Raw genomic sequence first — 14,400 nt, 5'->3', positions numbered from 1 at the left:
ACAGGCAAATCGACTGGATTTGCCTGTTCTTTTTATGATTTTCGATTATTGGGGATCCATCCAGACCTTGGCCATTTCATACGTGCCGTACAAGCTGGCCATTTCCGGCTCAAACGGACTGTTGTGAATGTAGCTCTTGACAGGATAAACTGCGGTGAAATCTTTCAGAATGACGATTGGAACATCGTCGTGCATGATCTGCTGAACTTTCTTGTAATAAGGAGCACGTTCTTCCTGCGTGAAGACCTGTACGCCCTGATTGAGCGCTTCATCCAGCTCCGGATTGACATACTTGTCAAGATTCAGCGAGCCTTCCGAATGCACGCGGTTGCGGATCGCGGAAACGTCCGGTCCCTGTCCGCCTGAGCATAAGGCGATATCGAAGTTGTAATCGTCGATCACTTTCGTCATCCACGCGCCCATTTCCAGAATATTCAGCTTCACGTCGATACCGACCTGTTTCAGGCTGTCCTGAATAACGATCGCGGAATCCTTGAAGTCGCCGGAATCAAAGGTTGTCAGCTCACAGCTGAAATACATTCCGTTGGCGTCCGCAGTGTAGCCGGCTTCCTCAATCAGTTTGCGGGCCGCCTCCACATCCCGGGCCGGAATTCGGGCGTCCTCGTTGAGCGCCCACGGGTACATCGGCGAGATGTAGTATTCAGAAACCGCACCGAAGCCTTTGGCCGCTTTGTCCAGGACTGCCTGACGGTCGACCGCCATGTCGATCGCCTGACGGACGCGAACGTCGCTGAACGGTTTATCTTCGCCAAGATTGAACGACAGATAGGTTCTGGAACTGGAAACATACTGATAAACAGAATAATGTTCAGGATCGTCGATCAGCTCCTGCAGATTGGAAGTCGGAACGCCGCTCTGCATATCGTCGACTTCGCCATTGAGATAAGATTGATAGGCGGTGGAAGCATCCGGAATGATCGAAATGATCAGCTTGTCCAAATACGGTGCGCCATCCCAATAATCGTCATTACGGACCATTTCAATCGAAACGCCCGGCGTATATTTTTCAAATTTGAACGGACCGGTTCCGATCGGATGCATATTGTGTTCGTTCTGCGTCCAGTCCGTGCCTTCGTATAAATGAGCCGGCATAATCCAGGTTCCCAGCCAGCTCAGCGCGCTGACAACCGAGGCGTCCGGCTGTTTCAGATGGAAGACAGCTTTATAATCTCCGTCGGCCGTAACCGAATCGATCATGTTCAATGTATTCGATTGATAACCGTCTTTAAGCACCTGCGTAAACGTCCAGACAACGTCGTGGGATGTAAATGGTTCTCCATCATGCCATTTTACATTTTCGCGTAAATTGAAAGTCAGCGTCATTCCGTCTTCGCTGAATTCCCAATCTGTCGCCAGATCGGGAACGACGCTGCTATCAACCGTCATCTTAACCAGCCGGTTAAAGATGTTGTAAGTCGCGGGCAGCTGCAGATCGTCAGTTTTCATGTTCGGGTTAAACGAGTTCGGTTCGCCGTGACTGCGCATCACATACGTTCCTCCCTGCTTGGGTTCGCTGATCTGCGAATTGTCGTCCGTTGCCGGTGAAGCCGCTGGCTTGCCTTTCCCATCGCACCCGGTCAGTGTCAGCGCCAGAGCCAAGATCACCGCCAGGCTTTGAATCAGTTTCTTCATAAACTTATGATCCTTTCTTTCTCCCCTAGAGATTAATTTCAGTTTATCCCTTCCTGTAAATCAAGTCAATCTCTTTTTCATCATTCTTCGCAGTTTTCAGAAAGTTTTTCAACCCAATGAAAAAAAGAGTCTGATCACAAACTCTTTTTCCTGAATATTTCTGCTTATTCTTCGACCCAGACACGGGAGAATTCATTGGAAGCTACGGTATGGATGCCTTCCTCAGAATAAGGATGCCCATGGATCGTATTGCGGACGGCGACGGTAAAAGTCGCTTCCTTGACCGGAACGATCGGCAGTTCTTCCGCCAGGATGACCTGCGCCTGCTTGTAGATCTCAGCCCGGGCCGTCTGATCCGTCGTGATCGCGCCTTCGTCTAACAACGCGTCCAGTTCTGCGTTTTTGCAATGCGCCAGGTTAAATGCGCCGGCGGAATGCACGCGCATCGAAATCGCTGAAGCATCCGGTCCCTGCGATCCCGAAAGCATCGCCATCTGGTAATCGCTGTCGACCTGAACCTTCTGCTGCCAGGTGCCCATTTCCGTGATGTTCAGCTTCACGTCAATCCCGATTTCTTTCAGATTCTGCTGCAATACCGTCGCGGTATCCTTGAAATCGCCGCTGTCAAACAGATCGAGCGTTACGCTCATGTACATGCCGTTAGCGTCGGCGGTATACCCGGCTTCTTCCAGCAGCTGACGAGCTTTTTCCACATCCCGTTCCGGAATCGTCACCGCGTCGTTCATCGCCCAGGCAAAGACCGGCGTCATGTAATACTGCGGCACTGCGCCGATGCCCTTCGCCGCCTTATCCAGAACTTCCTGGCGGTTGATGCCGAGGTTGACCGCTTCGCGCACGCGCACGTCGTTAAACGGTTCTTCGTCAAAATTAAAGGTCAGATAGGTACGGTTGTTGGATGCCCGTTCGTAAACGGTGTAGTCCGGATTGGCTTTTAAGCCGGCGATTTCATTGCTTGGGATATTCAGCATCAGATCGTCGACTTCACCGTTCATGTATGCCTGGAAAGCCGTGTTGGCATCCGGAATAATCGTGATGACCAGCTTATCCAGATACGGTGCGCCCATGAAGTAATCGTCATTGCGGACTAACGTGATCGCCTGACCCTTTTCATAGCTTTCAAATTTGAACGGGCCGGTGCCGATCGGATGCATGTTGGCGTCGTTGGCCGTCCAGTCGGTGCCTTCATAGATATGCTTCGGCAGAATAAACGTCCCCAGCCAGCCTAACGAACTTAAAATAGCGGCGCTCGGGGAGCTCATCTGAATGACAACCGTGTTGGCGTCCGGGCAGGTGATTTCTTCAATCATTTTGAAGCTGTTGGACTGGAAGCCTTCGGTGCGGATCATATCCAGCGTCCACTTGACGTCTTCCGAGCTGAACGGTTCGCCGTCATGCCACTTCACATTCTCATAGAGATGGAATGTCAGCGTCTTGCCGTCCTCACTGAATTCCCAGCTTTCAGCCAGGTCGGGAATGATTTCGGTCGACGCCGTTGTCTTTACCAGCCGGTTGAAGACATTGGTCGCCGTGTAGGTCGCCATATCGTCGCCCTTGACATCCGGGTTAAAGCTGCCTGGATCGGTAGCCTGACGGATGATGTAGGTTCCGCCCTGAACGGGCGTCTGTTCGCCCTCGGACGGATTTTCCGGGTTGGCAGCCGGTTCTTTCGGTGCAGAAGAACAACCGGCCAGCATCGCCAGCGCCAACAGCGCAGTCAGTGCTTTTCTTGCAAATTTCATCTTTCTTTCTCCTTGTCTTCTATTTCAGCTTCCTTGCCGGAGCGGTAAACTCCCCACCCTCAAGGTCGTTTCCCACGCGGCCTTGCTCGTGAATGAAGGAAGAAAAGTTCGAAAAAAGGCTCATCCGTCAATCACAGATGAGCCTGAACCGCTGTTTATTTTTCAGCGTCGTTGCCGACAAAATGACAGGAAACGATATGTCCGTTGCCCAGATCACGGGCTTCCGGATATTCTTTAAAACACTTCTCGCAAGCCTGATAACACCGCGGGGCAAAGTAGCAGCCCGGGCCAGTGTTGATCGGGGTCGGCGGTTCGCCCTCAATTTCGATGATTTCGCGTTTTTCCAGCGGATCCAAAGATGCGCAGTTGGAAATCAGAACCTTGGTATACGGATGCTGCGGATTGTGCAGAACCTCGTCGGTAATGCCCGTTTCCACAATCCGGCCCAGGTACATGACCGCAACCCGGTCGGAAATATAACGGGTTGTCGCGATATCATGGCTGATGAAAACCATCGCCGTGTTTTCTTCCTTGCTTAATGTCTGAAGCATATTGATGATATCCGCACGGATCGAAACGTCCAGCATGCTGACCGGTTCGTCCGCAACTAAGAACGTCGGGCGCAGCAGCATGCTTCGCAGAATCGAAATACGCTGCAGCTGACCGCCGGACAGTTCATGCGGGTGACGGTAGATATAATCGGTGGCCGGCGCCATTCCGGCGTCTTCCAGCGTTTTGATCATAATGTTGTGCCGTTCTTCATCATTGGCGCCAATTTTGTGAAGCTTCATCGTGCTCATGAAGATTTTTTCGATCGTGTACCGCGGATCAAATGTATCAAACGGGTTCTGGAAAATCATCTGGCAGGTCCGGCAGAAAGCCAGCCGATCCTTCTTTTTCAGCTGAGTGCTGGAAACACCGTGATATAAAATCTCACCGGCCGTCGGATCTTCCAAATGGATCAAAACGCGGCCCAGCGTCGACTTACCGCATCCGGATTCGCCGATAACGCCTAAGGTTTCGCCCCGTTTCAGTTCAAAGCTGACGCCGTCGACAGCCTTGATCGTCTGTTTCTTGCTGACCTTGCCATCCTGCTTGGTCACTTTTTTCTGGATATACCAGCGGGTCAGGTCTTTGACCTGAATAACTACATCTGAGTTTACTGTATCCGACATCGCTTATTCACCTCCTACCTTGTGGCAGGCAACCTTCCAGTTGCCCTTCTCGTTGACCGTCTTCAATTCCGGCTCAACCGTGCGGCATTTCTCAGTCGCAAACGGGCAGCGCGGCGCGAAGACGCAGCCTGGAATTTCCTGACTTAAATCCGGCAGCGAACCCGGAATCCCGCGCAGATCGTTCTTGGCGCCCTTAAAGGACGGGAACGATTTAAGCAAACCCTGCGTGTATGGGTGCTGCGGATTGACTAAGACGTCCTTCGTCTCGCCGCTTTCCATCAGTCGGCCGGCATACATGACGGCGATCTTCTTGCAGGTCGAGGCGACGACGGAAACGTCGTGGGTAATCATAATCCGGGTTACGTTCAGATTCTGTTCCAGACTCATGATCTCGCGCAGGATCTGACTCTGCGTAACGACGTCCAGCGCCGTTGTCGCTTCGTCCAGAACCAGTAAGCGCGGATTGTGAAGCAGGCTCAGCGCGATTGAAACACGCTGCATCATGCCGCCGGACAGTTCGTGCGGATATAACTCGTAAACACGGTCAGACAGGTTGACGACCTTGAACAGATCGTAAACCCGCTGCTTGATTTCATTCTTGTCCGCATTCGGGAAATGCACGCGGTAAACGTCTTCCATCTGCGCTCCGACCTTGTGAACCGGGCTCAGCGCGCTCATCGACTTCTGGAATACGATCGACAGATCGGTCCAGCGCAGCGCATCCATTTCATCCTTCGTTAACTTTAACAGATCCTTGCCGTTGTACAGAATTTCGCCGTCGACCTGCGTGATGCGATGCGGCAGCAGGCGCAGAACGGCACTGGCCAGCGTGGATTTGCCGGAGCCGGACTCGCCGACGATGCCGATCGAATCCTGTTCCTCAATTTCCAGGCTGACATGCTGGCAGGCATGGACCTTCTTGTCCTTCATAATATAACGTACATTGACGTTTTTCAGTTCTAATAATGCCATTTTTTCCTTCCTCCCTAGTTATTGGCGTCCATCTTAGGCGAGAGCACGCGGTTGAGGCCGTCACCGATGAGGAAGAATGTCAGAACGGTGAAGACAACGGCAACGCCGGCGAAGGTGGAAATCCACCAGCCCTTCGGCATGTACTGTTTGCCATGGTAGATAATCTGACCCCAGCTGACGACATTTGGATCGCCTAAGCCCAAGAATGACAGGCCGGCTTCGGACAGGATCGCGCTGGAGACGTTCATCGTAGTCTGCGCGATAATCGGGAAAATCCCGTTTGGAATGATGTGCCTGAACATGATGCTGAAGCGGCTTTCGCCCATCGCCTGCGCGCTCTTGACGAACGTTCTCTCCTTTAAGGAGATCGCCTGCGCACGCATTAAACGCGCATTGCCGGTCCACGAAGTCAGGCCGATAACAATCATGATGTACATGATGTTGCTGCCAAACAGCGCGACGATGATCAGAATCAGGAAGAACGACGGCGTCATCAGGAAGAAGTTCATGAATTCCGAAATGAGCCGGTCGATCTTGCCGCCGAAGAAACCCGCGATGCCGCCGATGCAGGTACCCAGAATACCGGAAATACTCGCGGCGACGACGCCGATCATTAACGACGTCCGCGTCCCATAGATAATCTCACTTAAAACGTCGCGGCCCAGACCGTCGGTACCCAGGATATGTCCCGGCGTGCCCGGTCCGGCAACCAGCGCATCATATAATTTATACGGATCGCACGGAGCGATAATCGGCGCGAAGAAAGCGATGCACAATAAGACGATCAGAAGAATGACGCCCATGCGCAGCTGGGAGTTCTTTTTCAACACCCGCATCGCAGCCTGAAAAACATTGTCTTTTTTCATTGTACTGTTCCTCCTAGTCGTAGCGGATCCGCGGATCGATAAAGCCGTAGAGGATATCGACCAGAATCATCGCGATACAGATAACGACGGATGTGACCAGATAAATCCCAGTCAGCACCGGATAGTCACGCTTGGAAATCGAGCTGAACATCAGACGTCCCATGCCCGGCCATGCGAAAACCGTTTCGATTAAGACGGAACCCGAAAGCAGGAATGCCAGCGACATGCCTAAAACCGTAACAGTCGGCAGGATCGCGTTGCGCAGAACATACTTGTTGAAGATCCGGCTTTCTTTCATGCCGGTCGCCTTGAACGTCGTAATGAAATCTTCCGACATCACCTGTAAGACGGAAGAACGCGCAATTCGGAAATAATACGGCGTCTGCGTCAGCACCATCGTCGTAATCGGCAGCACCAGATGGCGGCAGACGTCGGCGAAGTACGCAAACCCCTTATAATTGGCTCTCAGGTTCACCATGCCCGAGGTCGGGAACCATTTCAGCGTCGAAGCGAAGATCAGAATCATCATTAACCCCAGCCAGAATCCCGGCGTCGCGTCGAACACATACGAGATACTGCACACGAACTGGTCAAACTTGGACCCGTTCTTTCGCGCAGCGTAGATTCCTATCAATGTACCAATGGTGACGGACAGCAGCACCGCGGTTAACGACAGCGCCAGTGTCGGGCCGATCTTCTCGCCGATCAGTTTAATGACGGATTCGTCGCTGATGTAAGAATACCCCAAGTCCCCCTTCGCTACATTGCCAAGAAACATGACGAACTGCTCCGGAATGGATTTGTCCAGGCCATATTTTTGCTGCAGTGCTTCGATCATCTCTTCGTTTGGATTATCCGTGCCCGCCATAATGCGGATCGGATCGCCCGGAGCCAGACGGATCAACGTAAAGTTGAAGCAGACTGACAACAGGACAACGAGAAGACCACTCAATGCACGTTTTCCAATATAACGTTTCATTTCAAGATTTCCTCCTTTTACCTAAAAATCTTTTTCCTCTGTCCTCTCAAACGGGAAAATAAAAATGTAAAATTTTCATAATTTTACATTCAATGAAACATAATTTCATTGCTTTCTATTATACACGAAAATCTGTCAAATGGAATAACCTGAAAAGAATTTTCCCGTTTTTTTTACCATTTTGCGCCGTTTTTCTTATTTTTTACATTCGTTTTCAGAAAGCGCTTGTAAACGGAACTTGTTCAAATTTGCCGCCGGATATCTCCTTTTTCAGCCCCTGAAATAAGCCGGGCGCGCCTTGTTCAGCGCGCCTGCCAGTACGCGATCCGGGCTTTCAGAAGCGCGATCATCGCCGCGCAGTCGCCGTCAAAGCCCGTCTTTCCCAAATCAATATTCGGTTTGGTCGCCCCATGAAAATCACTGCCGAAAGTTTCGGCCAGTCCCCATTTCCGGCAGAATTCATGATAAAACCGCCGGCCTTTCTCATCATGGTAAGAACTGTAAACTTCAAAACCGTCCGCTCCGCCTTCGCGCAGTTCTTCCGCCGCCGCGGCGTCCAGCTTCAGATTCTGCATCGGATGAGCGACGATCAGCGCTCCGCCGCAGCGATGCACATAATCCACAACCTGCCGCCAGTCCGGCAGCCGCATTTCGGCATAGCCCCAACACCCCACCGCCAGCTGATCCCAATAGAAGTTGGCGATCGGATTGGCGCTGCGTGCGCCTGTCTGATATGGCTTCAGATCAGGATGAGCCTGAGTTTCAAGCAGCTCCTGCGTAATTTCAACGTTGGTATACGGCCGGCCGTGCGCCCGTGCGATGATCGCCGCTTCGTTTAGCTTCAAGCCGTAATGCTCCTCGATCAATGCCAGCCGCTGACGTCCGGTGCGCCGCAGCTCTTCGATGTAATGATTCTTTAAGCGCGTGAAGCCGGGATCACGCAGATCGCAGCCGTAACCTAACAAATGTACGATATTGCGGCCGAAGAAGCAGTCGATTTCAATGCCCCGCAGCGTTTCGATCCCCGTTTCCTGCGCCTTGGCCTCCAGCTTCAGCGCGCCGTCGATCTCATTATGGTCGCTGATCGCGATCAGGTCCAGATGCTTTTCCCGCGCCAGGCGCAGGATCGTTTCCACGGATTCCGTGGCGTCAAAACTGGCTGAACAGTGGATGTGCAGATCTGCTTTCATCGTTCATTCCTCCTTTGAAAGTGGTATAATATCCCAAGAAAAGAGGGATAGTATGCCGCAGCTTTATGAAACCATTCTTCATCAATGTCAAGACCAATGCGAGCTTTTAATCGTCTCCAAGCATCGCTCCATCGCCCAGATCCAGGCTTATTACGATTGCGGCGCGCGCGATTTCGGGGAAAACCGGGCACAGGAGCTGCTGCAGAAGGCGCCGCAGCTGCCATCCGATATCCGCTGGAATTTTATCGGCCACCTGCAGCGCAACAAGGTCCGCGCCGTTTTGCCTTATCTGCACCGTGTCTGTTCGCTGGATTCGCTGGAGCTGGCGGCCGTGCTGGACAAGGAAGCCGCCCGCCTCAGCCGGACAATCGGCGTGCTGAGTGAATTCAATCTGGCCCAGGAGACGACCAAAACCGGATTGGCAGCCGCCCAGGCCGACGCTTTCTTTGAAGCACTCAGCCAGTTTGAACATCTGATTCCCGAAGGGATCATGGTGATGGGGCCGCATGTGGAGGATGAAGCCGCCATTGCCGCCGTCTTCCGTCAGGCCCGCGCCTTATTTGATCGGCTGAAAAAGAACTACGGCGGCCCGCAGTTTACGATCTGTTCGATGGGGATGAGTCACGATTACCCGATCGCCCTGCGCGAAGGCTCCACGCAGCTGCGCCTGGGGACGATTCTGTTCGAAGATTAAGCCTTCGTACATCCCCGGGGCTGCGCTTTTCGTTTTTAGTGGGAACAACGGCAGCGGATCAATCAAAAAACGCCCAGCCGCAGTACACATAAACCATATAGATAACAAACCCCTGGATCCCCAGAAAGTTGAAAATGGATTTCAGCTGCGGGAAGACGATATAGCCCAGATCCCATAACACGAAAAACATCAGAAAGAACGAGATGACGAGTTTTTTAAACCATGACTCATCTCGTCTTTTTTTATGGATATGCAAACTCAGGCCGAATGCGAACAAACTGATTGCGATCGCGATCGTCACCAGCGTCGAACGGATCGAAACCGGCAGATACATATTGAACAGCCGCACGATCAGGCCGCTGACGATCATGATCAGAAAGGGAATGCCATATCTTCTGGCAAAGCTCATAAACTCACTCCTAACTTAACGTCCTCTATTATACATGACTTCGACGGAATCTGACAAAGAAAACTTCCCGGGTTCTTCGCCTGGACAGCGCGGCCGGGCCGCTCATACCCTGACGATAGAGGAGGAGTGTTATGGCCCATCTGATCTTTTTAAGCCTGTTGGTCAGTCTGGACGGTTTTTTCAGCGGATTCACCTTCCGGCTGAAAAAAATCCGCATCTGTCTGCCGCAGCTGCTTTTCATCTCGCTTTGCCCGCTGGTGATCGTCAGTGCGGTGATGTTGTCCGCGCGGCGAATGACGGCCGCCATTCCCCCGGGCGCCGCCCGGGGATTAGGCTTTGTGTTGTTTTTCTGTCTGGCTTACCTGTCGTTTGCAGAGGCGTTAAAAAAACGCAGATCCGGTTCACCCACGCTGATCACGATGATCAACGACCCGGCCAGCTCCGATCTGGATCACAACCAGCGTCTGAGCAGCCGCGAAGCGTTGTTATTGGGGTTGGCGTTAAGTCTGGACAACGCCGTGCTGGGATTCAGCTTCGCTCTGGATGGAGCGCCGGTGGGCTCGACAGCGCTGTGTTTTGCGCTTGTGAATTTCCTGTTGGTTATGGCCGGCAATCTCTGCCCAGTGCTGCCGTTTGTCCGAAGAATTGAAAAAGGCAGTGAATACCTGCCTTCGCTGCTGTTTCTGCTTTTGGCCTTCAGCCGGCTGCTTTAACGAACTTTTCGATCTGATCCAGCGCCCAGTTCAGCGTTTCCCACTCGCCGCCGACCGATATCCGCACATGACCTGCTCCGCGCCTGCCGAACAGCGTTCCCGGCAAGACGGCGACGCCGGCCTGTTCCGCCAGCGCAAGCGCAAATTGTTCGCTGGTCAAACCGGTTGAGACGATCGACGGAAAGCAGTAAAAGCTGCCTTCCGGACAAAGACAGGATAAACCGATTTCATTCAGCCGCCGCCAGGCGTGTTCGCATTGTTTTTCAACAGTCTGCCGCCAGGGCGCAGCCGACAGCGTCAGCGCGGTGCAGCCGGCCTTCTGCACAAATCCAGCCACGCCCGAGACCAGCGCCTGATGTGTTTTCAGCAGTGCCGGATTCCAGCGCCGGGGAGCGCTGATCCAGCCCAGCCGCCAGCCGGTCATCGCGTACGTCTTGGAAAAGCTGCCGACGAAGATCACGCGGTGACGGGCAGACCGCAACACCTTGAAATTCAGCGGTTTCCAGCTTAACTGTTCGTAAGCCGCATCCAGGATCAGCGCCAGATCAAACTTTTCCGCCAGGGCCGCCAGATGCTCTAACGCGTCGGCAGATAAAATCTGACCGGTCGGATTATTCGGACTGGCGGCGATAATCGCCCGGGTCCGCGCGCTGACCGCACGTTCCATCGCCGCAAACTCCGGCTGAAATTGATCGTCGGTCAAACAGAACACCGGTACGGCAGACGCCAGTGCGATCGCGCTGAGCGTGCCGGGATAGCCGGGATCCATCACCAGCACCTCGTCGCCGGGATTCAATAACGCCAGGCAGCAGACTGCCAGCGCCTCCTGTGCCCCATTGGTGATCAGAATCTGTTCCGGATGAAACGTCCAGCCGCGCAAAGCTCGTTCGCGCTCTGCCAGTTGTTGTAGCAGCGGGGCCAGTCCGGCGGCTGGGGGATAGTGCGTCAGGCCCTGCCGCAGCGCTTCCGACGCGGCTTCCGCGATCCTCAAATCCGTGTTCTGCGCCGGCTCGCCCAGCGTCAGCTGCGCCCGCGCACCGGACTCATGCAGCCGCGCAGTCCAGGTCCGGATCGGACTGACCGGCATTTTTCGTACTTCTTCATGAATTCGCATAATTGCCTCCTTTCTTTTCATTGTATGAAAGGTTCTTTTCAATTCTGTGCAATTCAGTTATAATCAAGACATTAATCAAGGAAAGAAGATGATCCCGATGTCTTTTATGAAACAATCCGCCGATCTGCAGCCGATTGAAGATACCGTCTTCGCCGTCGTCTCAATGGCGAAGCAGGATATCGCCGAACATGGCGCAGAGGCCGTCGTCGACGCGACGATCGGCTCCCTTTACGATGAACAGGGCAGACTTGTCGCCTACCAGAATGTCTTCGATCACTACAACGCGATTGCCAAGGAAGTCAAAGCGGCTTACGCCGCCAGCTTCACCGGCAATCCTGGCTACCGGACTCAGGTCAGAAACTGGGTGCTGCAGGATCAGCCGATCAAATTAAACGCCTCCGTCATCGCTACCCCGGGCGGCACCGGCGCCGTCAACATGACGATGATCAATGTTCTGGAAGCGGGACAAACCGTCGTCCTGCCGGAAATCTGCTGGGGATCGTACAACTTGATGGCCGCCCAGGCCCGGCTGAAGACCGCTTCCTACGCGATGTTTGACGGCGATCACTTCAACTTCGCTTCGTTTGAAAGCGTCTGCCGCCAGGTGATGAGCGAGCAGGGACGGCTGCTGGCCGTGATCAATGATCCATGCCACAACCCGACCGGCTATTCCATGAGTCTGACGGAATGGCGGCAAATCGTCCACTTCCTCAACGAGCTGAGCAAACAGGGACCGTGCGTGATTCTCAACGATATCGCTTATATTGATTACAGCTATCAGGGCCTGCACAGCCGCGATTATCTGAGCTGCCTTAATGAAATAAATGAAAACGTGCTGGCCGTGATCGCGTTCAGCTGTTCCAAAACGCTGACCTCTTACGGCCTGCGCTGCGGGGCGGCATTAATTCTGGGACAAAACGCCCGGCGCGTGCGCGAAGCCGAGATCGTTTTCGAAAAGACCGCACGCGCCACATGGAGCAACATCCCCAACGCCGCGATGGAAAACTTCACCTGGATCACGACGGAAAACCGCGCTGGCTTCGAGGCAGAAAAACAGCGCTATGTCGATCTGCTGAAACAGCGCAGCCAGTGCTTCATCGAAGAAGCCGCCGCCTGCGGTCTGCTTTGTTATCCTTATAAAGAAGGTTTCTTTGTAACGCTGCAGATGAAGGATAACGCGCTGCGTGATCAATATCACCAGAAGCTGATCGACAATCATATCTACACCGTCAAGGTCAACAAAGGAATCCGCGTCGCACTCTGTTCGCTGAGTCTGTCGAAAGTGCAGGGACTGGCCGGGCGGATGAAAGCGATTCTGGATTCGCTGCAATAAAGTTCACATTTTCTTTGGATTCAAACAAACCCTGCCGAGACATTGGCAGGGTTTGCTTTACCCTTCGCTCAAACCGGCCCCCGCTTGACCCCTTTATTCGAATAAGCAACTTTTCTTTCATCATTTTTATTTTAAAAATAAAAATTTAAAAGAATAAATTAATTATTTTTATTTTATAATTCATAATTTTAATTGACAGTTTAATCGCTTTGTCATATTATGGAACTAACAAGAGGTGGACGTCATGAATGAAACGAAAACACTGAAGCTCTGGAATAAAAATTTTATCCTGCTGTGGCAGGGTACGCTGTTCTCCACGTTCGGCGATGTGCTTTACAGCATCTGCATCGGCTATTGGGTCTATGAGAAAACCGGATCCACCGCATTAATGGGTCTGCTGACAAGCATCTCCATGTTTGTTGCAATGATCCTGGGACCCTTCTGCGGTGCGATCATCGACCGCAGCCACCGCAAATGGATGATCGTCGGCACGGACCTGATCCGCGGCTTAACGATGATCGGACTGGGCCTGATCGCGATGAGCCAGCACTTGGAAGTCTGGATGGTGCTGGCTACAGCTTTCATCGCCGCCCTGTGCAACGCGTTTTTCACACCGGCTTCAATGACCGTCATGACCGATCTGGTGATGCCGAAGGATCTGGTCCGGGCGCAGTCGCTCTCCGGCGGCATGCGCTCGCTCGTCGCGATGGCCGGCAAAGGCTTGAGCGGAGCGATCATCGCGTTTCTCGGCGTTCCCTTCGTCATCCTGCTCAACGGGGTCTCCCTGTTGATCTCCGCGTTCACCGAATGCTTCATCGACGTGCCGCGGGCGCCCAAGACAGGCATGCCGATCAACCTGAAAACATTGTTTGCCGATTTGAAAGAGGGCGCCCAGTATGTGTTCAACGACCGCTGCTTCCGCCTGATCGTCATCATCGCGGTGTCCGCCAATTTCTTCGGCTCGGGCATGGGCGCCGTGTTCCTGCCGTTTTGTCTGGGCCGGGGGCTGGACGTCGTACAGTATGGCTATCTGATGTCGCTGCAGTCGATTTCCGCGCTGATCGGCACGATTTTCATGGGCACGCTGAATATCAAACCGGAGCTGCGGATCCGACTGATGTTGTTCGGTTTTCCGTTAAGTTCCCTGTTGTTTGCCGTCTGTTATTCGATGCAGACGTTCAACTCGCTGGCGTTCACCTTTCTGATCACCTATTTTGTCAGCGCTGTGGCCAACGCAATTCTCAATGCCGCGTTCATGTTGGTCATCCCGCGGGAAAAGCGGGCGATGATTTCCGGCTTTATCATGATGGCCTCCAGCGGTGGTCAGGCGTTATCCTCGCTGGCTTTCGGGTTCATCGCGGAATTCGTCGATCTGAGCGTACTGGGCACCGTTTCCAGCCTGATCTCGATTCTGCCGTTTATTCTGTTGTTTGTCTATCCGGAAATCAAGGAACGCTTCATCCAGGCGGAATTGAATCCGGAAGTCTGAAATCCCGCGGGTCCACAAAAAAACCACCGAATGGAATCCTGCTCTCTGCCCGC

General features: G+C 53.1%; 13 protein-coding genes. 4 read left to right on the top strand and 9 right to left on the bottom strand.

The window, feature by feature from the left end; translation table 11 throughout:
- Window positions 1-45 precede the first annotated feature (45 nt).
- The 7 genes from BQ7364_RS16725 to BQ7364_RS16695 all read right to left on the bottom strand — a co-directional run bounded on the left by BQ7364_RS16725 (window position 46) and on the right by BQ7364_RS16695 (window position 8,595).
- Window positions 46-1,653, bottom strand: coding sequence for an ABC transporter substrate-binding protein (locus tag BQ7364_RS16725; protein ID WP_072685852.1), 1,608 nt, complete (start codon window positions 1,651-1,653; stop codon window positions 46-48).
- Window positions 1,654-1,817: 164 nt separating this feature from the next.
- Window positions 1,818-3,413 (bottom strand): ABC transporter substrate-binding protein, encoded by a 1,596-nt coding sequence (locus BQ7364_RS16720; RefSeq protein ID WP_072685850.1) that lies wholly within the window; start codon window positions 3,411-3,413, stop codon window positions 1,818-1,820.
- A 155-nt stretch (window positions 3,414-3,568) separates the two neighbouring features.
- Complete coding sequence (locus BQ7364_RS16715) at window positions 3,569-4,588, bottom strand: oligopeptide/dipeptide ABC transporter ATP-binding protein (protein WP_072685848.1); 1,020 nt, start codon at window positions 4,586-4,588, stop codon at window positions 3,569-3,571.
- Between the two features lie 3 nt (window positions 4,589-4,591).
- On the bottom strand, window positions 4,592-5,560 hold the full coding sequence (locus BQ7364_RS16710; protein WP_072685846.1) for an ABC transporter ATP-binding protein: 969 nt from the start codon (window positions 5,558-5,560) through the stop codon (window positions 4,592-4,594).
- Between the two features lie 14 nt (window positions 5,561-5,574).
- Entirely contained in the window at window positions 5,575-6,426 is an 852-nt protein-coding gene (locus BQ7364_RS16705; protein WP_072685844.1) for an ABC transporter permease, read from the bottom strand.
- Between the two features lie 13 nt (window positions 6,427-6,439).
- Window positions 6,440-7,405, bottom strand: a complete 966-nt coding sequence (locus tag BQ7364_RS16700; protein WP_006059835.1) for an ABC transporter permease — start codon at window positions 7,403-7,405, stop codon at window positions 6,440-6,442.
- 302 nt (window positions 7,406-7,707) lie between these two features.
- Window positions 7,708-8,595 (bottom strand): PHP domain-containing protein, encoded by an 888-nt coding sequence (locus BQ7364_RS16695; RefSeq protein ID WP_072685842.1) that lies wholly within the window; start codon window positions 8,593-8,595, stop codon window positions 7,708-7,710.
- A gap of 52 nt (window positions 8,596-8,647) precedes the next feature.
- Between BQ7364_RS16695 and BQ7364_RS16690 the strand changes: the two genes are divergently transcribed.
- Window positions 8,648-9,289 (top strand): YggS family pyridoxal phosphate-dependent enzyme, encoded by a 642-nt coding sequence (locus BQ7364_RS16690; protein ID WP_072685840.1) that lies wholly within the window; start codon window positions 8,648-8,650, stop codon window positions 9,287-9,289.
- Between the two features lie 58 nt (window positions 9,290-9,347).
- On the opposite strand, the gene BQ7364_RS16685 is transcribed toward BQ7364_RS16690, so the two are convergent.
- Complete coding sequence (locus BQ7364_RS16685; RefSeq protein WP_072685838.1) at window positions 9,348-9,698, bottom strand: hypothetical protein; 351 nt, start codon at window positions 9,696-9,698, stop codon at window positions 9,348-9,350.
- Between the two features lie 131 nt (window positions 9,699-9,829).
- On the opposite strand from BQ7364_RS16685, the gene BQ7364_RS16680 reads away from it, so the two are divergent.
- Window positions 9,830-10,411, top strand: a complete 582-nt coding sequence (locus tag BQ7364_RS16680) for a manganese efflux pump (protein ID WP_072685836.1) — start codon at window positions 9,830-9,832, stop codon at window positions 10,409-10,411.
- Here the strand turns inward: BQ7364_RS16680 and BQ7364_RS16675 are convergent.
- Window positions 10,395-11,525, bottom strand: a complete 1,131-nt coding sequence (locus tag BQ7364_RS16675) for a pyridoxal phosphate-dependent aminotransferase (RefSeq protein ID WP_159432838.1) — start codon at window positions 11,523-11,525, stop codon at window positions 10,395-10,397. The two genes, BQ7364_RS16680 and BQ7364_RS16675, sit on opposite strands and share 17 nt — an antisense overlap.
- Before the next feature lie 97 nt (window positions 11,526-11,622).
- Between BQ7364_RS16675 and BQ7364_RS16670 the strand changes: the two genes are divergently transcribed.
- Together BQ7364_RS16670 and BQ7364_RS16665 are read left to right on the top strand one after the other, a co-directional pair.
- The gene (locus BQ7364_RS16670) at window positions 11,623-12,858 is read left to right on the top strand and encodes a pyridoxal phosphate-dependent aminotransferase (protein ID WP_072686148.1); all 1,236 of its coding nucleotides are present in this window, start codon (window positions 11,623-11,625) and stop codon (window positions 12,856-12,858) included.
- 244 nt (window positions 12,859-13,102) lie between these two features.
- Entirely contained in the window at window positions 13,103-14,347 is a 1,245-nt protein-coding gene (locus BQ7364_RS16665; RefSeq protein WP_072685834.1) for an MFS transporter, read from the top strand.
- The last annotated feature ends 53 nt before the right edge of the window (window positions 14,348-14,400 follow it).

Origin of the sequence: Holdemania sp. Marseille-P2844 (assembly GCF_900120005.1) — a bacterium.
Taxonomy (GTDB): Bacteria; Bacillota_I; Bacilli_A; order Erysipelotrichales; family Erysipelotrichaceae; genus Holdemania.
This window is presented reverse-complemented; position numbering and strand designations above follow the sequence as displayed.